Origin of the sequence: Pseudomonas sp. PDM10, assembly GCF_014852295.1 — a bacterium.
GTDB lineage: Bacteria > Pseudomonadota > Gammaproteobacteria > Pseudomonadales > Pseudomonadaceae > Aquipseudomonas.
The window spans coordinates 774,585-795,405 of sequence record NZ_JACVBJ010000001.1 but is presented as its reverse complement, the minus strand read 5'-3'; the positions used below and the strand labels follow the sequence as shown (position 1 = coordinate 795,405).

Genomic DNA, 20,821 nt, shown 5'->3' with positions numbered 1-20,821 from the left:
GAGCCTGCTCGCGATGACGGATTTACATTCAACACATATGTTGACTGATCTACCGCTATCGCGAGCAGGCTCGCTCCCACATTAGGTCTTGGCACTGCTTCGACGTTAGCTTAAGGAAAAAGACACTGCACCCCCTCCAAAAAAAAATGCCCCGTATCGATTGATACGGGGCATTTCCATGTGTGTTCACGACCCGCTTGTGGCGGGCCATGAAGCGACTTAAGCCAGTGCTTCTTCGCGTTTGCCCAGCAGGCGATCGCAAACCGCTGCAACGACCAGGGTCATGACCGACGGCACCAGCCAGGCCAGGCCTTGCTCGCTCAGCGGCAGGTGGGACAACTGAGTCGGCATCCAGTCCGCCAGACCCGCGCCCTTGAGGGCGTCGATCAAACCGAAGATGAACGACACCAGCATCACCGGACCGACGATACGGCCCTGCTCATGCCAGAAGTCCTTGCAGAAGCTCAGGGCGACCAGGGCGATGCACGGCGGATAGATCGCGGTCAGCACCGGGATCGAGAACGCAATCAGCTTGGTCAGGCCCAGGTTGGACACAAACAGCGAGAACACCGCCAGGATGATAACCAACGTCTTGTAGGACAGCGGCAGCACACGGCTAAAGTATTCGGCGCAGGCGCAGGTCAGCCCCACCGCCGTCACCAGACAGGCCAGGGAGATCAGCACCGCCAGAAAACCGCTGCCCAGAGAGCCGAAGGTGTGTTGTACGTAAGCGTGCAACACCGCCGCGCCATTGGTGGCACCTGCAGCCACTTCATGGCTGCCCGAACCGAGACGGAACAGGCTGATGTAAACCAGCGCCAGGCCCACGCCGGCAATCAGCCCGGCGATGATCGCGTAACGGGTAATCAACACCGGCGACTCGACGCCACGGGAACGGATTGCGTTGACGATGACAATGCCAAACACCAGCGCGCCCAAGGTATCCATGGTCAGGTAACCATTGATGAAGCCTTGGGAGAGCGGTGCCGCCACGTATTCCGGGGTGGCCACGCCGACATCACCGGCCGGCAATGCAAACGCGGCGATGCCGAGCGCGGCCAGGGCGATGATCTTCAGTGGCGCGAGGAAACGTCCTACGGTATCCAGCAGCCGGCCCGGATAGAGCGAGATGAAAAACACCAGCAGGAAGTACACCGAGCTGTAGAGGAACAGCGCCAGCGGGCTCTCGCCGGTCAGTGGCGCCAAGCCGACTTCGAATGAAACGGTGGCGGTGCGCGGTGTCGCGAACAGCGGGCCGACAGCGAGGTAGCACGCGGCCGCCAACAGGCCACCGGCGACTTTCCCGATCGGGCTGCTCAAGGCATCCATGGCGCCACCGACCTTGGCCAGGGCGACAACGGTGATCACCGGCAGACCGACTGCGGTGATCAGAAAGCCCAGCGCCGCCATCCAGACGTTTGGACCGGACTGCAGACCGACGATAGGCGGGAAGATGATGTTGCCAGCCCCGACAAACAGGGCAAACGTCATAAAACCAAGTGCCAGGATGTCCTGGCCTTTCAACACTTTCATTAAGGAAATACCACACTACTGAATCGGAATTTAGAGAGGGATTTCCCTGAGGGTGAGGGAAATGCCGTCCGTCCGTATAGGACTGACCCGTTTAGCGCGTAGCAACCTTGTGGGCCGCGGACGCAAAAATGGCTGCTAGCCTAACGAATTTGCCCGACAAACGCACTGTTAGGGTGCGATCTATCCGATACGCGACATTTCCGTGTCGCGTTTACATATCTAATTTTCCTACAAAGAACCCTGTGGCGAGGGGATTTATCCCTGTTGGGTCGCGAAGCGCCCCCCTCTCAAATCAAATGCAGTACATCAGGCTCACTGCATTGCTTGACTTGACGACTGCTGCGCAGTCGAACGGGGATAAATCCCCTCACCACAAGGGCCCGGTACAAATCCCCTCACCACAAGAGCCCGGTACAAATCCCGGAAACGACAAAGGCCACCCGAAGGTGGCCTTTGTTTGGTGAAGCGTCAGATAAGCGCGAGGCTTACTTGATTGCCCAACCAGTCAGCTCGGACAAAGCCTTGCCGATGTCTGCCAGCGAACGCACGGTTTTAACGCCTGCGTCTTCCAGGGCAGCAAACTTCTCGTCTGCAGTGCCTTTGCCGCCAGAGATGATTGCGCCAGCATGGCCCATGCGCTTGCCCGCAGGGGCAGTCACACCAGCGATGTAGGAAACAACCGGCTTGGTCACGTGTGCCTTGATGTAGGCAGCCGCTTCTTCTTCAGCCGAACCGCCGATCTCGCCGATCATGACGATCGCTTCGGTCTTCGGGTCTTCCTGGAACAGCTTCAGGATGTCGATGAAGTTCGAGCCTGGGATCGGGTCACCGCCGATGCCGACGCAAGTCGACTGACCGAAACCGGCGTCAGTAGTTTGCTTGACAGCTTCGTAGGTCAGGGTGCCGGAACGGGAAACGATACCGACCTTGCCTGGCAAGTGAATGTGACCTGGCATGATGCCGATCTTGCATTCGCCTGGAGTGATCACGCCTGGGCAGTTAGGACCGATCAGGACTACGCCCAGCTCGTCGCACTTGACCTTGGCATCCAGCATGTCCAGGGTAGGAATGCCTTCAGTGATGCAAACGATCAGCTTGATGCCGCCGAATGCTGCTTCCAGGATGGAGTCCTTGCAGAAAGGAGCTGGAACGTAGATCACGCTGGCGGTGGCGCCAGTGGCAGCTACAGCGTCTTTCACGGTGTTGAACACTGGCAGACCCAGGTGCTCGGTGCCGCCTTTGCCTGGAGTTACGCCACCCACCATCTTGGTGCCGTATTCGATGGCTTGCTGGGTGTGGAAACTACCTTGCGAACCGGTAATACCCTGGCAGATAACTTTGGTGTCTTTATTGATCAGGACGCTCATTATTTGCCCTCCGCAGCTTTGACAACTTGTTGAGCAGCGTCGGTCAGGCTGGTAGCAGCGATGATGTTCAAACCGCTTTCTGCCAGTACTTTAGCGCCCAGCTCAGCGTTGTTGCCTTCAAGGCGAACAACAACCGGGATTTTCACGCCGACTTCTTTCACTGCGCCGATGATGCCTTCGGCAATCATGTCGCAACGAACGATGCCGCCGAAGATGTTGACCAATACTGCAGCAACGTTAGTGTCGGACAGGATGATCTTGAACGCTTCGGTAACGCGTTCTTTGGTAGCACCGCCGCCCACGTCGAGGAAGTTGGCTGGTTTGCCGCCATGCAGGTTGACGATGTCCATGGTACCCATGGCCAGGCCAGCACCGTTGACCATGCAACCGATGTTGCCTTCCAGCGCTACGTAGTTCAGTTCGAACTTGGCAGCGTGCGCTTCGCGCGGATCGTCTTGCGACGGATCGTGGAAAGTCTTCAGCTTAGGCTGACGGTACATGGCGTTGGCGTCGATGTTGATCTTGGCGTCGAGGCAATGCAGATCGCCATCAGCCTTGATCACCAGCGGGTTCACTTCCAGCAGAGCCAGGTCGTGATCCTTGAACAGCTTGGCCAGACCTACGAAGATCTTGGCGAACTGAGCAACTTGCTTGCCTTCCAGACCCAGCTGGAATGCCAGCTCGCGACCCTGGAATGGCTGAGCGCCAACCAGTGGATCGATAGTGGCCTTGAGGATTTTCTCAGGGGTGTCATGAGCGATTTTCTCGATGTCCACGCCACCTTCGGTGGAAGCCATGAACACGATGCGACGGCTCGAACGGTCAACGACAGCGCCCAGGTACAGCTCTTTAGCGATATCAGTGCACGATTCAACCAGGATCTTGGTGACTGGCTGACCATTGGCATCAGTCTGGTAAGTCACCAGACGCTTGCCCAACCACTGTTGAGCGAATGCTTTGGCGTCTTCTTTGCTGCGAACCAGCTTAACGCCGCCCGCTTTACCGCGACCACCTGCGTGAACCTGGGCTTTGACAACCCATTCGGTCCCGCCGATTTTGTCGCACGCTTCTGCTGCTGCTTCCGGGGTGTCTACGGCGAAACCCTGGGATACTGGCAGGCCGTATTCAGCGAACAGCTGCTTACCCTGATACTCGTGAAGATTCATGCTTATTACCGTCTTCGTTAGGTACTGCGCATTCGGTGCTGCACTTGTTCAAGTGCCGCACCACCTGTGACTGCTGCTTGCGTAGGTGTTCCGGATAACCGGCGAGACTACGCAAGGCTGCGTCCGGCGGACATTCCGCGGTGAGTCTTGCACGCAAGGCTCACGACGGGCCTTCCGCCGTGGTTTCTTATTGTCTTGTCTTAACGCTTCTTGCGGTTGGCAATGTGGATGGCGCCGCCATTCACAGCCAGAGCTGCTTCGTGCAAGGCTTCGGACAGGGTCGGATGGGAGAAAACCATCATGCCCAGGTCTTCAGCGCTGGTGCCGAATTCCATACCGATCGCGCCCTGCTGAACCAGTTCTGCAGCGCTCGGGCCAATCACGTGGACGCCCAATACGCGGTCAGTCTTGGCATCAGCGATGACTTTCACGAAACCGCCGGTGTCGTTGGCTGCCATGGCACGGCCACTGGCTGCGAACGGGAAGGTGCCAACGTTAACTTCAACGCCTTCAGCCTTCAAGGTCTGCTCGGTTTTACCGACCCACGCGATTTCCGGGTGAGTATAAATAACCGAAGGGATCAAATCATAGTTCATCTGGGCTTTGTGGCCCTTGATGCGCTCGACGACCATGATGCCCTCTTCCGAGGCCTTGTGTGCCAGCATCATGCCGCGAACCACGTCGCCGATCGCGTAAACGCCCGGTACGGTGGTGGCGCAGTGATCGTCAACGTGCACGAAACCGCGCTCGTCCAGGGTCACGCCGCAATCAGCGGACAGCAGATCAGTGGTCACTGGACGGCGACCAACGGCTACGATCAGCTTGTCGAAAGTGATGTTCTGTTCGCCATTGGCATCGGTGTAGTTCACGACTACTTCGTTGCCGTTCACTTTGGAACCGGTAACACGAGCGCCCAGCTTGATGTCCAGACCTTGTTTGGTCAGGGTTTTCAGCGCTTCCTTGGAAACGGCAGCGTCAGCGGCCATCAGGAAGGTGTCCAGCGCTTCAAGAACGGTGACTTCTGCGCCCAGACGGGACCAGACCGAACCCAGTTCCAGACCGATCACGCCAGCGCCGATCACGCCCAGACGTTTAGGTACGGATTGGAATTCCAGCGCGCCAGTCGAATCGACGATCACATTCTGGTCAACGGGAGCTGGCGGAATGTCGATTGGACGCGAGCCCGGAGCCAGAATCACGTTCTCGGCTTCAATGATTTCTACCGAACCGTCTGGCTTGGTGACTTCGACTTTCTTGCCGGCCAGCAGTTTGCCGTGGCCCTGGATCGAGGTCACACCGTTGGCTTTGAACAGGGTGGCAACACCCGAAGTCAGGCCTTTGACGATGTTGGCTTTACGGCCGACCATTGCTGGTACGTCCATGGTCACGCCAGCGTGATTGATACCGTGGATCGCGAAACCGTCCTGGGCTTCGTGGAACTTCCAGGAGCTGTCCAGCAGCGCCTTGGATGGAATGCAGCCGACGTTCAGGCAAGTACCGCCGAGGGCCAGTTTGCCTTCCTTGTCGGTGTATTTCTCGATGCAGGCAGTGGAGAGGCCCAGTTGCGCTGCTTTAATGGCAGCCACGTAACCGCCAGGGCCCGCGCCAATCACTACCAGGTCGAATTTCTGAGTCATGTGTCATTCCTTCTCGAATCAAACCGGACGGCCCCTTTTGAGGACCGTCGTGGGACGAAGCTGGTCATTACAGGAGGGCCGTCCATCACTGGATGGCCCGTGCAACGAAATCAGATATCCAGCAGCAAACGAGCCGGGTCTTCCAGCAGGTTCTTGATGGTAACCAGGAAGGTCACAGCTTCTTTGCCATCGATCAGACGGTGATCGTAGGACAGAGCCAGGTACATCATCGGACGGATAACAACCTGACCGTTGATCGCCATAGGACGCTGCAGAATGTTGTGCATGCCCAGGATGGCCGCTTGAGGCGGGTTGACGATCGGCGTCGACATCATCGAACCGAAAGTACCACCGTTGGTGATGGTGAACGTACCGCCGGTCATCTCGTCCATCGACAGTTTGCCGTCACGAGCCTTCTTGCCGAAGGTGGCAATGCCGCCTTCGATTTCAGCCAGGCTCATCAGTTCGGCGTTACGCAGAACCGGAACAACCAGGCCGCGGTCGCTGGAAACAGCAACACCGACGTCAGCGTAGCCGTGATAAACGATGTCAGCACCGTCGATCGACGCGTTGACAGCCGGGAAGCGTTTCAGCGCTTCGGTGGCAGCCTTGACGAAGAACGACATGAAGCCCAGGCGCACGCCATTGTGGGACTTCTCGAACAGGTCCTTGTACTTCGAACGCAGGGCCATGACTTCGGTCATGTCGACTTCGTTGAAAGTGGTCAGCATTGCCATGTTCGATTGAGCTTCAACCAGACGCTTGGCAACGGTGGCCCGCACGCGGGTCATCGGTACGCGCTTCTCGATGCGATCGCCGGCAGCGAACACTGGAGCAGCACCGGCAGGCGCAGCAGCCTTGGCAGGTGCGGCAGCCGGAGCAGCTTTCTTGGCAGCTACAGCGGCAACAACGTCTTCCTTGGTCACACGACCGCCTTTGCCAGTGCCGGCAACGGAAGCGATGTTGATACCGTTTTCTTCAGCCAGCTTGCGAGCAGCCGGTGCAGCAACAGGATCATCTTCGCCTTCAGCGGCAGGAGCAGCAGCTTGTGCAGCGGCCGGAGCAGCGGCAGCAGCTGGAGCGGCAGCAGCGCCGCCCGCTTCGATGGAGCCCAGGACTTCGTCGGACAGAACGGTGTCGCCTTCGTTCTTGACGATAGCGCCCAGTACGCCGTCAGCGGTGGCCAACACTTCCAGTACGACTTTGTCAGTTTCGATGTCGACGATCAGGTCATCGCGCTTGACGGCGTCGCCCGGCTTTTTGTGCCAGGTGGCAACGGTGCCATCGGCAACCGATTCCGGGAAAGTGGGGGCTTTGATTTCGATAGCCATTATCTGTGGGTCCTTAAATTCGGTTTCAGGTGCGCGAAGGCGTTAAACAGTAAAGGCGTCTTGCAGCAGTTTTTCCTGCTGCTCAGCGTGCATCGATGCATAACCACAAGCAGGTGCAGCAGAAGCCTCACGGCCCGCGTACTCGAGTACGAGAGACTTATTGAGCGTACTGATGCTACGACGCAAGTGGTGTTGGCTGCAGTACCAGGCACCCTGGTTCATCGGCTCTTCCTGACACCAAACGGCATGCTTGGCGTTGGTGTAAGGAGCCAGGACTTCTTTCAAGTCGTCCTCAGGGAATGGGTACAGCTGCTCGATACGCACGATGGCGATGTCATCACGACCTTCGGCACGGCGTTTTTCCAGCAGATCGTAGTAGACCTTGCCGCTACACAGAACAATGCGCTCGACCTTTTTCGGGTCCAGGGTATCGATTTCCGGGATAACGGTCTGGAACGAACCTTCGGCCAGATCTTCCAGGGTCGAGATGGCCAGTTTGTGACGCAACAGCGACTTAGGAGTCAGGACGATCAACGGCTTGCGCAGCGGGCGAATCACCTGACGACGCAGCAAGTGGTAGATCTGAGCAGGCGTAGTCGGGACGGCGACCTGAATATTGTGCTCGGCGCACAGCTGCAGGTAACGCTCCAGACGAGCCGAAGAGTGCTCCGGACCCTGACCTTCATAACCGTGCGGCAGCAGCATGGTCAGACCGCAGAGACGGCCCCACTTGTGCTCGCCACTGGTGATGAACTGGTCGATAACCACCTGGGCACCGTTGGCGAAGTCGCCGAACTGGGCTTCCCAGATCACCAGCGCCTCAGGCGTGGTGGTCGAGTAACCGTATTCGAACGCCAGCACGGCTTCTTCGGACAGGAACGAATCGTACAGGTCGAAACGTGGCTGGCCCTTGTACAGGTTTTGCAGCGGGATGTAGGTACCCGCGTCTTTCTGGTTGTGCAAGACAGCGTGACGGTGCGAGAACGTACCGCGACCGATGTCCTGACCCGTCATGCGAATCGGGTGACCTTCGAACGCCAGGGTCGCGTACGCCATGGTTTCGGCGTAACCCCAGTTGATCGGCAGGCCGCCGGCTTGCATTTTCTGACGGTCTTCGTAGATTTTCGAGACCTGGCGCTGTACCACGAAGCCTTCCGGAATTTCCAGCAGCTTGGCGGACAGTTCCTGCAAGGTTTTCAGATCGAAGCGAGTGTCGTGACGCGCGGTCCAGGCGTGGCCCAGATACGGACGCCAGTCCACGAACAACTCTTTGTTCGGCTCTTTGACCAGGCTTTTTACAACATGCAGACCGTTGTCCAGCGCATTGCGGTATTCGTCGACTTTCGCCTGAACACGCTCTGCGTCCAGCACACCGCCCTGAGTCAGACGATCGGCATACAGCTCACGGGTGGTGCGCTGTTTGGCGATCTGCTGATACATGATTGGCTGGGTGCCGCTTGGCTCGTCGGCCTCGTTGTGGCCACGACGACGGTAGCAGACCAGGTCGATCACCACGTCACGCTTGAACTGCATGCGGTAGTCGATGGCCAGCTGGGTCACGAACAACACGGCTTCCGGATCATCACCATTCACATGGAGGATCGGCGCCTGGATCATCTTGGCAACGTCGGTCGCGTACTCGGTGGAGCGCGAGTCCAGTGGGTTGCTGATGGTGAAACCGACCTGGTTGTTGATCACGATGTGCACGGTTCCGCCGGTCTTGAAACCGCGGGTTTGCGACATCTGGAAGGTTTCCATGACCACGCCTTGACCGGCGAATGCCGCGTCACCGTGGATGGAGATCGGCAGAACCTTCTCGCCGGTAGGGTCGTTACGACGATCCTGACGGGCGCGAACCGAACCCTCGACCACTGGGGAAACGATTTCCAGGTGGGACGGGTTGAACGCCATGGCCAGGTGAACTTCACCACCGGTGGTCATTACGTTGGACGAGAAGCCCTGGTGATATTTAACGTCACCGGAACCCAGCTCGACCTTCTTCTTGCCTTCGAACTCGTCGAACAGCTCGCGCGGGTTCTTGCCGAAGGTGTTGACCAGCACGTTCAGACGACCACGGTGGGCCATGCCGATAACGATTTCCTTGGTGCCGTAGGAACCGGAACGCTGGATCAGCTCGTCGAGCATCGGAATCAGGCTCTCGCCGCCTTCCAGACCGAAACGCTTGGTACCCGGGTATTTGGTACCCAGGTATTTTTCCAGACCTTCGCCGGCGGTGACACGCTCGAGCAGGTGGCTCTTGATGTCGGCGGAGTACGTCGGACGGCCGCGCACGCTTTCCAGACGCTGCTGGAACCACTGGCGCTGCTCGGAATCGGTGATGTGCGTAAATTCAGCGCCGATGGTGCGGCAATATGTCTGCTGCAACGCTTCGTGAATTTCGCGTAGGCTCGCCTCCTCTTTGCCGATGAACAGGTCGCCGGCACGGAAGGTCGTATCAAGATCGGCATTGGTCAAGCCGTAATGATTGATCGACAGGTCTGCAGGTGCAGGACGCTGCCACAGCCCCAGCGGGTCAAGCTGGGCTGCCTGGTGGCCACGCATACGGTAGGCCTGGATCAATCGCAGCACTTCAACTTGCTTCTTCTCGTGCTCACTGCTCACGCTGCCGGCGGAAACCGGTTGGGCGCGGCGCTGGTTCTTTGCCAGCAAGACGAAATGATCGCGAATTGTGGAGTGCGAAACATCGGTGGCAGTGTTGCCGTCAGCAGGCAACTTCTGGAAGTAGGTGCGCCACTCTTCTGGCACAGCGTTAGGGTCGTGCAGGTAGAGCTCGTAGAGCTCTTCCACATAGGCAGCGTTACTACCGGATAGGTAGGCGCTGTTCCACATGCGCTGCATCACGCTTTCTTGCATGCTTGGTCACCCTCGGTTAGGGGAACACCACCGGCGTCGACACCGAGCACGCTTGCAGAAGTCCGAATGCAGCGACTAAAACAAGCCACTTAGGATCACGCTGATAGTCCGGGTACCAGCCCGGATGCCCCTGCTTGTCTCATTTCTTCAAAATAAGAGCCGCAGCCTTATAAGCTGCTGCTCAGGTTAAAACTACGGCGCCGGTTGAAGCCTGCGCCGTAGCATCTACGGGTACAGCGGTCTTGCGGATACTACAGCTGAATCACACGCCGCTTTGCAGCAGCATGTTACGTACGTGACCGATGGCCTTAGTCGGGTTCAGGCCTTTCGGGCAGACGTTGACGCAGTTCATGATCCCGCGGCAGCGGAATACGCTGAATGGGTCATCCAGCGAAGCCAGACGCTCGGCAGTCTTGGTGTCGCGGCTGTCTGCCAGGAAGCGATACGCTTGCAGCAGAGCAGCTGGACCCAGGAACTTGTCCGGGTTCCACCAGAAGGACGGGCAAGAGGTCGAGCAGCAAGCGCACAGGATGCACTCGTACAGACCGTCGAGCTTTTCACGCTCTTCAGGGGACTGCAGACGTTCGATGGCCGGAGCCGGCGTGTCGTTCTGCAGGTATGGCTTAACCTTTTCGTATTGCTTGTAGAAGATGCTCATATCGACGACCAGGTCACGGATTACCGGCAAACCTGGCAGAGGACGAACGATCAGCTTGTTACCTTTTACGACAGCGGACAGCGGCGTGACGCACGCCAGACCGTTTTTGCCGTTGATGTTCATGCCGTCGGAACCGCAAACACCTTCACGGCAAGAGCGACGATAGGAGAAACCTTCGTCCTGCTCTTTGATCAGAGCCAGCACGTCCAGCACCATCAGGTCTTTACCACCGGTATCGACCGTAAATTCCTGCATGAACGGCGCAGCGTCCTGATCAGGGTTGTAGCGATAAACACTGACTTGCAACATGGCGGCCACCCTTAATAAGTCCGAATCTTAGGTTCAAAAGTCGGAACAGTCTTCGGCGAGAAGTTCACAGCACGCTTGGTTACGCGCTTGTCACCCGGGAAGTACAGGGTGTGGCACAGCCAGTTTTCGTCGTCGCGATCTTCGTAGTCTTCACGGGCGTGAGCGCCGCGGGACTCTTTGCGGATCTCTGCAGCGATGGCGGTAGCTTCGGCCACTTCCAGCAGGTTCTGCAGTTCCAGAGCTTCGATACGAGCGGTGTTGAACGCCTGGCTCTTGTCGTTGATCTTGACGTTGGCGATACGGCCACGCAGATCAGCCAACTGAGCAATACCCTTCTGCATGTATTCGCCGGTACGGAATACACCGAAGTAGTTCTGCATGCAGCTTTGCAGCTCTTTACGCAGGGTGGCGACGTCTTCGCCCTCGGTACGCGAGTTCAGGCCATCGAGACGTGCCAGGGCAGCGTCGATGTCGGACTGGCGAGCGCGGGTGTAGTCGACGCCTTCTTTGAGGGTCTGTTCCAGGAACAGGCCGGCAGCACGACCGAACACCACCAGGTCGAGCAGCGAGTTACCGCCCAGACGGTTGGCACCGTGAACCGATACGCAGGCCACTTCGCCTACTGCGAACAAGCCCGGGATGATCTGGTCAACGCCGTCGGCATCCTGAGTGATTGCCTGACCGTGGATGTTGGTCGGCACGCCGCCCATCATATAGTGGCAGGTTGGAACGACCGGAATCGGCGACACGGCTGGATCGACGTGGGCGAAGGTCTTGGACAGTTCCATGATGCCTGGCAGACGGCTGTGCAGAACTTCTTCACCAAGGTGATCGAGTTTCAGCATTACGTGGTCGCCATCCGGACCGCAACCGTTGCCGGCGATGATTTCTTTAACCATCGAACGGGCAACAACGTCACGACCCGCCAGGTCTTTGGCGTTCGGAGCATAACGCTCCATGAAACGCTCGCCGTGCTTGTTGATCAGGTAACCGCCTTCACCGCGGCAACCTTCAGTAACCAGTACACCGGCGCCGGCGATGCCGGTCGGGTGGAACTGCCACATTTCAATGTCTTGTACCGGCACGCCAGCACGCAGAGCCATGCCGACGCCGTCACCGGTGTTGATCAGGGCATTGGTGGTGGACGAGTAGATACGACCTGCACCGCCAGTCGCCAGTACAGTGGCGTTAGCGCGGACGTAGGAAGTTTCGCCGGTTTCGATGCAGATGACGATCATGCCGACAAAGGCACCATCTTCGTTCTTCACCAGGTCGACACCGTAGTATTCGTTGAGGAATACAGTGCCGGCCTTCAGGTTGGCCTGGTACAGGGTGTGCAGCAGTGCGTGACCGGTACGGTCGGCAGCGGCGCACGTACGGGCAGCCTGGCCACCTTTACCGAAGTCTTTCGACTGACCGCCGAACGGGCGCTGATAGATGCGGCCTTGTTCGGTACGGGAGAACGGCAAGCCCATGTGCTCGAGTTCGAAGACCGCTTCCGGGCCTACGGAACACATGTATTCGATAGCGTCCTGGTCACCGATATAGTCGGAACCCTTGACGGTATCGTACATGTGCCAGCGCCAGTCATCGTTCGGATCTGCCGAGGCGATGGCGCAGGTGATGCCACCCTGGGCGGATACAGTGTGCGAACGAGTCGGGAAAACCTTGGTAACTACGGCGGTCTTGTGACCACCTTGTGCCAGCTGCAGAGCAGCGCGCATACCAGCACCGCCGCCGCCAATAATGATGGCGTCGAACGAAAGCGTATTAACTGTAGTAGACATGAATCAGATACCCCAGAGAATCTGCACACCCCAGACGAAGTACGCGAACATCGCAACGCCGCATACTGCCTGGAAAAGGAAACGTATTGCAGTCGCGGACTTGCCGAACGCCATTGGCGTCAGGTAGTCGGTCGCGATGGTCCACATGCCGACCCAGGCGTGAGCGCCTAGGGCAACGAGGGCCAGGAGACTGAAAATACGCATCCAGTTGCTTGCGAACAGTTCATGCCATTGGGCGTAGCCGATGCCAGGATGGGCAACGACGTATCCGATCAGGAAGATGAAATAAGCCGCGAGAACGACCGCAGACACACGTTGTGCCATCCAGTCATAGAGGCCCGAACGCGACAGGTTCGTGACGTTAGTTACCATATCCAAACTCCTGCCAGAACGATTACCACCACGGAAAAGGCGATAACGATTTTCGAGCCCAGTTTGCCGCCCTCAAGCGACTCGCCGATGCCCATGTCCATCATCAAATGGCGCACACCGGCAACCAAGTGATACAGCAAGGCGGACAGGATGCCCCATGTCACTAGCTTGGCTAGCGGACTGGTCAGACACGCTTTCACCTGACCGAAGCCTTCTTCCGAGTCGAGCGACTTGTCCAATGCATAAAGCATGATGGCCAGGCTGACAAAGAGGATGATTCCGGAGATTCGGTGAAGAATGGACGTGTAAGCAGTGACTGGGAGTTTGATGGTCCTTAGGTCTAGGTTTACAGGTCGTTGGCTATTCACGGCTTTTTTTCACACTGAAGAGCCCCTAACAATCAGGGCAAAGTTGTTGGGGAGTGCACTGGTCAGGTACCCACCACCCAGGGAGTGCGACCCCCAGTAAAGCAGGCCCAAAAGCCCCTGGCGGTCGGAGGCCGAGTATAGACAGTTAGGCTACTAATGACAACGCAATCGCCTTCCCCTAATAGCTCATTGCACAAGTCGTATAAAAGGCGTAAATGGCAGTCAATTTCGAGGAAAAAGTCCGGTTAAAGCCTTCTGGAGCAAGACTTTAGGCAAATTGACATTCAAATTTATCTCACTATAGTGGTGCGGGCCCTGCGTGGGGGGTCTGTCTGATGATTTCAAGCATAAATAGGAGGCCACATGGCTGACAAAAAAGCGCAGTTGATCATCGAGGGCGCAGCCCCCGTCGAGCTGCCCATTTTAACCGGCACCGTTGGTCCCGATGTTATCGATGTTCGGGGCCTGACGGCCACGGGCCGTTTCACCTTTGACCCTGGTTTCATGTCGACAGCTTCCTGCGAGTCGAAGATCACCTATATCGACGGCGACAACGGCATCCTGCTGCACCGCGGCTACCCGATCGAACAGTTGGCTGAAAAGTCGGACTACCTGGAAACCTGCTATCTGCTGCTCAACGGCGAATTGCCGACCGCAGAACAGAAGGCCCAGTTCGTCAGCACCGTGAAGAACCACACCATGGTTCACGAGCAGCTGAAGACCTTCTTCAACGGCTTCCGTCGCGACGCCCACCCGATGGCCGTCATGTGCGGCGTAGTCGGCGCCCTCTCGGCCTTCTACCACGACTCCCTGGACATCAATAACCCGCAGCATCGCGAAATCTCCGCGATCCGCCTGGTTGCAAAGATGCCCACCCTGGCAGCGATGGTTTACAAGTACTCGATGGGGCAACCCATGATGTACCCGCGCAACGACCTGACGTACGCGGAAAACTTCCTGCACATGATGTTCAACACCCCGTGCGAGATCAAACCGATCAGCCCGGTACTCGCCAACGCCATGGACAAGATCTTCATCCTCCATGCCGACCACGAGCAGAACGCATCGACTTCCACCGTACGCCTGGCCGGCTCTTCGGGTGCCAACCCGTTCGCCTGTATCGCCGCCGGCATCGCTGCACTGTGGGGCCCTGCCCACGGCGGCGCGAACGAAGCTGTTCTGACCATGCTCGATGAAATTGGCGATGTGTCGAACATCGACAAGTACATCGCCAAGGCCAAGGACAAGAACGATCCGTTCAAACTGATGGGCTTTGGTCACCGGGTTTACAAAAACCGCGACCCACGCGCAACAGTCATGAAGCAGACCTGCGACGAAGTGCTGAAAGAACTGGGCATTACCAACGATCCGCAACTCGAACTGGCCATGCGCCTGGAAGAGATCGCCCTGACCGACCCGTACTTCATCGAACGCTCGCTGTACCCGAACGTCGACTTCTACTCGGGGATCATCCTCAAGGCGATCGGCATTCCAACCAGCATGTTCACCGTCATCTTCGCTTTGGCGCGGACCGTCGGCTGGATCTCCCACTGGAAAGAAATGCTCTCCAGCCCGTACAAGATTGGCCGTCCGCGCCAGCTGTACACCGGCTACGAGTCGCGTGACATCACCAAGCTGGAAGACCGCAAATAAGACCTGTCTTGCGATAACGTCTTAAAGTTGCACCGGGAACGGCCTCTATTTATATAGAGGCCGTTTTTGTTTGTGCGATGAACCTGATCGTTCTCACGCGCTGAGTGGGAATGCATCCCCTGACGCTCCGCGTCACCCTTGCGCAGAACTCAAGTCCGGCGTCGAGAGCGGAACGCGGAGCGTCCCCGGCGGCATTCCCACGCAGAGCGTGGGAACGATCAGTGCGTGAGCGCCCGGTGGCTGTTGATCTTTCTTTGGATTTGGCTTTGGTTTTTGATCTTGATCTTGATCTTGATCTACCCGCCCCTTCGGGAGGCTGAGTGGAGGTGTTCATCCGGGGAGTGGCGCGCAGCGCCGTTCGACGCAGTCGAACACGCTGCATGTAGGTCGTCGCGAAGCAGACCGGAGGGCAGTGTCCCCGGATGGACACCGGAGCGAAGGAACGCCGAGCCTAGGCGAGGGGCCGGACGCTCGGGGCGAGCCTTTTTGGGTACTTTTTTGGCGTTTGAAAAAAGTGCCTCGCCGTAAGGGCGAAACCATAAGCCGCCGTTACTGCACAAATGGATATGTACACCCAAAAGAGACAGGTCGGCTGTCAGGCCGCCTTCGCGGGCAAGCCATGCTCCTATAGCGGGAGATAACCGCCCAATAAAAAATGCCCCAATCTCTCGACCGGGGCATTTCTGTTTAACGCAGCTTATATAGCCAAGTCTGAAGCCTTAGTGAGCAACCGCCCCACTCGCCCCCAACCCCGTCTGCGAACGAACAAACTGCGGGAAGAACAACGCACGCTCATTAACACCGGCCGTCGACTTGTCAGTGATCGAGAAGAACCAGATCCCGACAAACGCAATGGCCATGGAGAACAGTGCTGGGTACTCATACGGGAAGATAGCCTTCTCGTGATGCAGGATCTGCACCCAAATGGTTGGCCCAAGGACCATCAAGCCAACGGCACTGATCAGACCCAACCAACCGCCGATCATCGCACCACGCGTGGTCAACTTCTTCCAGTACATGGAAAGCAGCAGTACCGGGAAGTTACAGCTCGCCGCGATGGAGAACGCCAGGCCCACCATGAACGCGATGTTCTGGCTTTCGAACAGAATGCCCAGACCGATTGCCAACACACCCAGGCAGACGGTGGTGATTTTCGAAACGCGGATCTCGTCCTTGTCGTTGGCTTTGCCCTTCTTGATCACGCTGGCGTAAAGGTCGTGAGACACCGCCGTAGCACCGGCCAGGGTCAAACCAGCCACCACAGCCAGAATGGTTGCGAACGCGACTGCCGAGATGAAGCCCAGGAAGATACTGCCACCCACCGCGTTAGCCAGGTGCACCGCCGCCATGTTGTTGCCGCCCAACAGCGCGCCAGCCGCATCTTTAAAGGCAGGGTTAGTGCTGACCAGCAAGATCGCGCCGAAGCCGATGATGAACGTCAGAATATAGAAGTAGCCGATGAAGCCGGTTGCATACAGCACGCTCTTGCGAGCTTCTTTCGCATCACTCACGGTGAAGAAGCGCATCAGAATGTGCGGCAGGCCAGCGGTACCGAACATCAGTGCCAGGCCAAGCGAGAATGCCGAGACCGGATCTTTCACCAGGCCGCCCGGGCTCATGATCGCTTCACCTTTAGGGTGAACCTTGATCGCCTCGGAGAACAGCAAGCTGAAGTCGAAGTTGACGTGCTTCATGACCATCAGCGCCATGAACGAAGCACCGGACAGCAGCAACACGGCCTTGATGATCTGCACCCAAGTGGTCGCCAGCATGCCGCCGAACAACACGTACATGCACATCAGGATACCGACCAGGATCACCGCAACGTAGTAGTCGAGACCGAACAGCAGCTGGATCAGCTTGCCGGCACCGACCATTTGCGCGATCAGGTAGAACGCCACCACCACCAGCGAACCGCAAGCGGACAGCGTGCGGATCTGGGTTTGCCCAAGGCGGTAGGACGCCACGTCGGCAAAGGTGTATTTACCCAGGTTACGCAGGCGCTCGGCGATCAGGAACAGAATGATCGGCCAGCCCACCAGGAACCCGATCGAGTAGATCAGGCCGTCGTAGCCAGAAGTGAACACCAGGGCGGAAATACCCAGGAAGGACGCCGCCGACATGTAGTCGCCGGCGATTGCCAGACCGTTCTGTAAGCCGGTGATCTTGCCACCCGCCGCATAGTAGTCAGCCGCCGAGTTGTTGCGTTTGGAAGCCCAGTAGGTGATGCACAGGGTCAGACCAACGAACGCGACGAACATCAGGATCGCGGAAACGTTGAGCGGTTGTTTTTGCACTTCGCCGGTCAGGGCTTCACCTGCCCAGGCGCCAGGTGCAAAGGCTGCGATGCTCAATAGAGCCATTAGACGCCGGATCATTGCTGAGCCTCCTTGAGAATCGCATTGTTCAGGTCGTCGAATTCGCCGTTGGCGCGTCGTACGTAGATTGCAGTCAGGATAAAGGCCGAGAGAATCAACCCGACACCAATGGGTATCCCCCAGGTAATCGAAGACTCGGGGCTGATTTTCGCCCCCAGAATATGCGGCCCGTAAGCAATCAAAAGGATGAATCCGGAGTAAAGCCCAAGCATGATCGCCGAAAGAATCCAGGCGAACCTTTCTCGCTTACTAACCAGCTCCTTGAAGCGTGGGCTGTTTTGAATCGAGAGGTAAATGCTGTCGTTCATTGTTTTTATCCTCGCAGCACAGATGAAGTTGGAACGTTATCCACTCTATGCGGCTACGGAACTGGTTCCAGACGACCTTAGTATTAGAACGACATGACGGTTATGCCATTTTCCGGTCTGCATCAAACACTGTGGGAGCGAGCCTGCTCGCGATAGCGGTGTATCAGTCAACATCAATATCGACTGATACACCGCTATCGCGAGCAGGCTCGCTCCCACATGGAAAAACAAAAGGCCGCTTGGCGGTTATGCCAAGCGGCCTTGAGAAGTGCTGACCAGACGCGTCAGCTCAAATCATTTAGTCCAATCTGCAACGCGTTCCGGGTGTTTGGCGACCCAATCCTTCGCAGCGGCTTCAGGTTTGGCACCATCCTGAATCGCCAGCATGACTTCGCCGATTTCGTCTTTCGACGCCCACTGGAAGTTCTTCATGAACTTGGCAACTTCCGGAGCCTTGGTAGCCAGTTCTTTACTGCCGATGTTGTTTACAGTTTCAGCCGCGCCATAAACGCCTTTCGGGTCGTCCAGGAAGCGCAGTTTCCACTTGGCGAACATCCAGTGCGGCACCCAACCGGTGACAGCAATGGATTCGTTTTTCTTCTCGGCACGGGTCAGCTCGGCAATCATGCCGGCGCCGGAACTGGCCTTGAGTTGATAGCCGGTCAGATCGTAGTCCTTGATGGCCTGCTCGGTCTTGAGCATCACACCCGAACCAGCGTCGATGCCGACAATGCGATCTTTGAAGCTGTCGTCGGTTTTCAGATCGGCAATACTTTTAGCTTTGACGTACTCGGGCACGATCAGGCCAATTCTTGCGTCCTTGAAGTTCGGACCGTAATCGACGACTTGATCCTTGTTCTTGGTCCAGTATTCACCATGAGTCACAGGCAGCCACGCAGACATCATGGCATCGAGTTTGCCTGTGGCCACACCCTGCCACATGATCCCGGTGGCGACCGCTTGCAGTTTCACGTCATAACCGAGTTTCTGCCTGATCACTTCAGCGGCCACGTTGGTCGTGGCGACACTGTCCGACCAGCCGTCAACATAACCGATAGTCACTGCCTTGCCTTCAGCGCTGGCCACAGTAGAACTGATCGCCAGCACCAAAGCGGCACCTGCGCCCAAGAGTCGTCGCATCTTCATCGTTACTTCCCCGAAAGTGCTGCGCTCGACGGATGCCGAGTCGCGTCAACGTATTGTTATGGTGCACAGCGCCCCCATCACGCCCACCGCAAACTCATCCGAACATCAGCGGAGTACTGACGTCTCGATAATCAACCTCAAGACAATGGCGACCTTCTCTGCCAGCGACCTCAAGGCATCGAGAAACGACATCAGAACGCCATTAATTTAGACCACCGGAAGTCTGCCCGCCAATCCGCCCAAACTTTGCATGTCAAAAGTATGCAGGCCACCAAGCACGCGGCAAATGAAGGTAACATGCGCGGCTTTGCTCCCAGACGGCCTGACCATGCCCGCGACATCCCGCTTTCCTTTTTTTGCTTATCTATTCGCCTGCCTGCTGGGGCTTTTTGCCCTGGGTGGCTTCTGGTATGGCCTCGGTAAACCGGTGGTGCTGCCGGATGTGGCCAGCGCGACGCACAAGCTGCAATGCGCCTCCTACACCCCGTTCGACAAGGACCAATCGCCGTTCGATCAGCCGTTCAAGCTGCGCCCCGAGCGCATGGACGCCGACCTCGCGCTGCTGGCCAAAAGCTTCGAATGCATCCGCACCTATTCCATGACCGGCCTCGAGGCCTTGCCCGACCTGGCGCGCAAGCACGGGCTGAAACTGATGATCGGCGCCTGGGTCAACAGCAACCCGGTTGACACCGCCAAGGAAGTCGACCTGCTGATCGCCTCGGCCAACGCCAACGCGGACGTGGTGACCTCGGTAATCGTCGGCAACGAAACCCTGTTGCGCAAGGAAGTCACTGGCGCGCAACTGGCAAAACTCATTAACAAAGTCAAAAGCCAGGTCAAACAACCTGTCACTTACGCCGACGTCTGGGAGTTCTGGCTCAAGCACCCGGAAATCGCCCCTGCGGTGGATTACCTGACCATCCATTTGTTGCCGTACTGGGAAGATGACCCGTCGAATATCGACGCCGCCCTGCAGCATGTGGCCGAGGTACGTCAGGTGTTCGGCAACAAGTTCGCACCCAAGGACGTGATGATTGGCGAAACCGGCTGGCCCAGCGAAGGCCGTCAGCGTGAAACCGCCCTGCCGAGCCGGGTCAATGAAGCCAAGTTCATTCGCGCTTTTGTCATCATGGCGGAGCAGCAAGGCTGGCATTACAACCTGATCGAAGCCTTCGACCAGCCGTGGAAACGCGCCAGCGAAGGTGCGGTCGGTGGTTACTGGGGGCTGTTCGATGCCGATCGCCAGGATAAGGGCGTGCTCGCCGGTCCGGTGTCGAACGTGCCTTACTGGACGCAGTGGCTGGTGGTGGGTTGTTTGATTTTCCTTGGCACGTTAATCCTCGGCGGCCGTGTCCGCAGCACTCGCGCAGCGCTGGTTCTACCGCTGCTCGGTGCGCTGGCCGCTTGCTCGATTGGCGCCTGGGGCGACCTGGCCCGTGTCACTACGCGGTTTACCAGTGAGTGGTTGTGGGTCGCTTTGCTGACAGCGCTGAATGTGTTGGTGCTGGCCCATGCGGCACTGACCCTGAGCGCTCGCACCGGCTGGCGCGGACGCGCGTTCAATGCATTGGAACGTCGGGCGGGCTGGTTGCTGGCGGCGGCCGGGTTTGCCGCTGCGGTGACGATGCTGGAGCTGGTGTTCGACCCGCGTTATCGCAGTTTCCCGAGTGTCGCGTTCATCCTGCCGGCGCTGGTTTATCTGTGCCGCCCGGTGAGTGTGCCGCGCCGGGAGATTGCCCTGCTGACCTTCATCATCGGTGCCGGCATTGCGCCGCAGCTTTATCGTGAAGGCTTGCAGAATCAGCAGGCCTGGGGTTGGGCGCTGGTGAGTGTGTTGATGGTTGCAGCGTTGTGGCGCAGTTTGCGGGCTCGCAGGGCTTAACCTTTCAGCGAGCTTGCCGGCCTCATCGCGGGCAAGCCTTGCTCCTACCGAC

The 20,821-nt window shown here is 57.7% G+C and carries 15 protein-coding genes; 2 read left to right on the top strand and 13 right to left on the bottom strand.

Going from position 1 to position 20,821, the window contains the following annotated elements; all coding sequences use genetic code 11:
- Positions 1–219: 219 nt before the first annotated feature.
- The 10 genes from brnQ to sdhC all read right to left on the bottom strand — a co-directional run bounded on the left by brnQ (position 220) and on the right by sdhC (position 13,402).
- Positions 220–1,533: a branched-chain amino acid transport system II carrier protein gene (gene brnQ, locus IB252_RS03770; RefSeq protein ID WP_192406869.1), complete on the bottom strand. Its 1,314-nt coding sequence runs from the start codon at positions 1,531–1,533 to the stop codon at positions 220–222.
- A gap of 485 nt (positions 1,534–2,018) precedes the next feature.
- Positions 2,019–2,900 carry a succinate--CoA ligase subunit alpha gene (gene sucD / locus IB252_RS03765; protein ID WP_008148605.1) on the bottom strand — a complete coding sequence of 294 codons (882 nt, stop codon included), beginning with the start codon at positions 2,898–2,900 and terminating at the stop codon, positions 2,019–2,021.
- Positions 2,900–4,066: an ADP-forming succinate--CoA ligase subunit beta gene (gene sucC / locus IB252_RS03760; RefSeq protein WP_008148602.1), complete on the bottom strand. Its 1,167-nt coding sequence runs from the start codon at positions 4,064–4,066 to the stop codon at positions 2,900–2,902. The genes sucD and sucC overlap by 1 nt, the downstream gene beginning before the upstream one ends.
- A 200-nt stretch (positions 4,067–4,266) precedes the next feature.
- Positions 4,267–5,703 (bottom strand): dihydrolipoyl dehydrogenase, encoded by a 1,437-nt coding sequence (gene lpdA / locus IB252_RS03755; protein ID WP_111450755.1) that lies wholly within the window; start codon positions 5,701–5,703, stop codon positions 4,267–4,269.
- Positions 5,704–5,813: 110 nt separating this feature from the next.
- Entirely contained in the window at positions 5,814–7,034 is a 1,221-nt protein-coding gene (odhB, locus tag IB252_RS03750; protein ID WP_008148598.1) for a 2-oxoglutarate dehydrogenase complex dihydrolipoyllysine-residue succinyltransferase, read from the bottom strand.
- A gap of 42 nt (positions 7,035–7,076) precedes the next feature.
- On the bottom strand, positions 7,077–9,908 hold the full coding sequence (locus tag IB252_RS03745) for a 2-oxoglutarate dehydrogenase E1 component (protein ID WP_192406868.1): 2,832 nt from the start codon (positions 9,906–9,908) through the stop codon (positions 7,077–7,079).
- Positions 9,909–10,170: 262 nt separating this feature from the next.
- Positions 10,171–10,875: a succinate dehydrogenase iron-sulfur subunit gene (locus tag IB252_RS03740; protein WP_111450757.1), complete on the bottom strand. Its 705-nt coding sequence runs from the start codon at positions 10,873–10,875 to the stop codon at positions 10,171–10,173.
- An 11-nt stretch (positions 10,876–10,886) separates the two neighbouring features.
- Positions 10,887–12,662 carry a succinate dehydrogenase flavoprotein subunit gene (sdhA, locus tag IB252_RS03735; RefSeq protein WP_046048042.1) on the bottom strand — a complete coding sequence of 592 codons (1,776 nt, stop codon included), beginning with the start codon at positions 12,660–12,662 and terminating at the stop codon, positions 10,887–10,889.
- Between the two features lie 3 nt (positions 12,663–12,665).
- Positions 12,666–13,034, bottom strand: coding sequence for a succinate dehydrogenase, hydrophobic membrane anchor protein (sdhD, locus tag IB252_RS03730; RefSeq protein ID WP_027922414.1), 369 nt, complete (start codon positions 13,032–13,034; stop codon positions 12,666–12,668).
- Entirely contained in the window at positions 13,028–13,402 is a 375-nt protein-coding gene (gene sdhC / locus IB252_RS03725; protein ID WP_111450758.1) for a succinate dehydrogenase, cytochrome b556 subunit, read from the bottom strand. The genes sdhD and sdhC overlap by 7 nt, the downstream gene beginning before the upstream one ends.
- A 363-nt stretch (positions 13,403–13,765) precedes the next feature.
- Here sdhC and gltA point away from each other — a divergent pair, with 363 nt between their 5' ends.
- Positions 13,766–15,055 (top strand): citrate synthase, encoded by a 1,290-nt coding sequence (gene gltA, locus IB252_RS03720; RefSeq protein ID WP_008148584.1) that lies wholly within the window; start codon positions 13,766–13,768, stop codon positions 15,053–15,055.
- 719 nt (positions 15,056–15,774) lie between these two features.
- On the opposite strand, the gene IB252_RS03715 is transcribed toward gltA, so the two are convergent.
- The 3 genes from IB252_RS03715 to IB252_RS03705 form a co-directional block, all read right to left on the bottom strand.
- Entirely contained in the window at positions 15,775–17,433 is a 1,659-nt protein-coding gene (locus IB252_RS03715; RefSeq protein WP_192406867.1) for a cation acetate symporter, read from the bottom strand.
- Complete coding sequence (locus IB252_RS03710; protein WP_017337238.1) at positions 17,430–17,741, bottom strand: DUF485 domain-containing protein; 312 nt, start codon at positions 17,739–17,741, stop codon at positions 17,430–17,432. The genes IB252_RS03715 and IB252_RS03710 overlap by 4 nt, the downstream gene beginning before the upstream one ends.
- Positions 17,742–18,035: 294 nt before the next feature.
- Positions 18,036–18,887, bottom strand: coding sequence for a glycine betaine ABC transporter substrate-binding protein (locus tag IB252_RS03705; RefSeq protein WP_008148577.1), 852 nt, complete (start codon positions 18,885–18,887; stop codon positions 18,036–18,038).
- 286 nt (positions 18,888–19,173) lie between these two features.
- Between IB252_RS03705 and IB252_RS03700 the strand changes: the two genes are divergently transcribed.
- A complete protein-coding gene (locus IB252_RS03700) occupies positions 19,174–20,769 on the top strand; it encodes a beta (1-6) glucans synthase (RefSeq protein WP_192406866.1) in 1,596 nt (531 codons plus the stop codon).
- Positions 20,770–20,821: the final 52 nt, after the last annotated feature.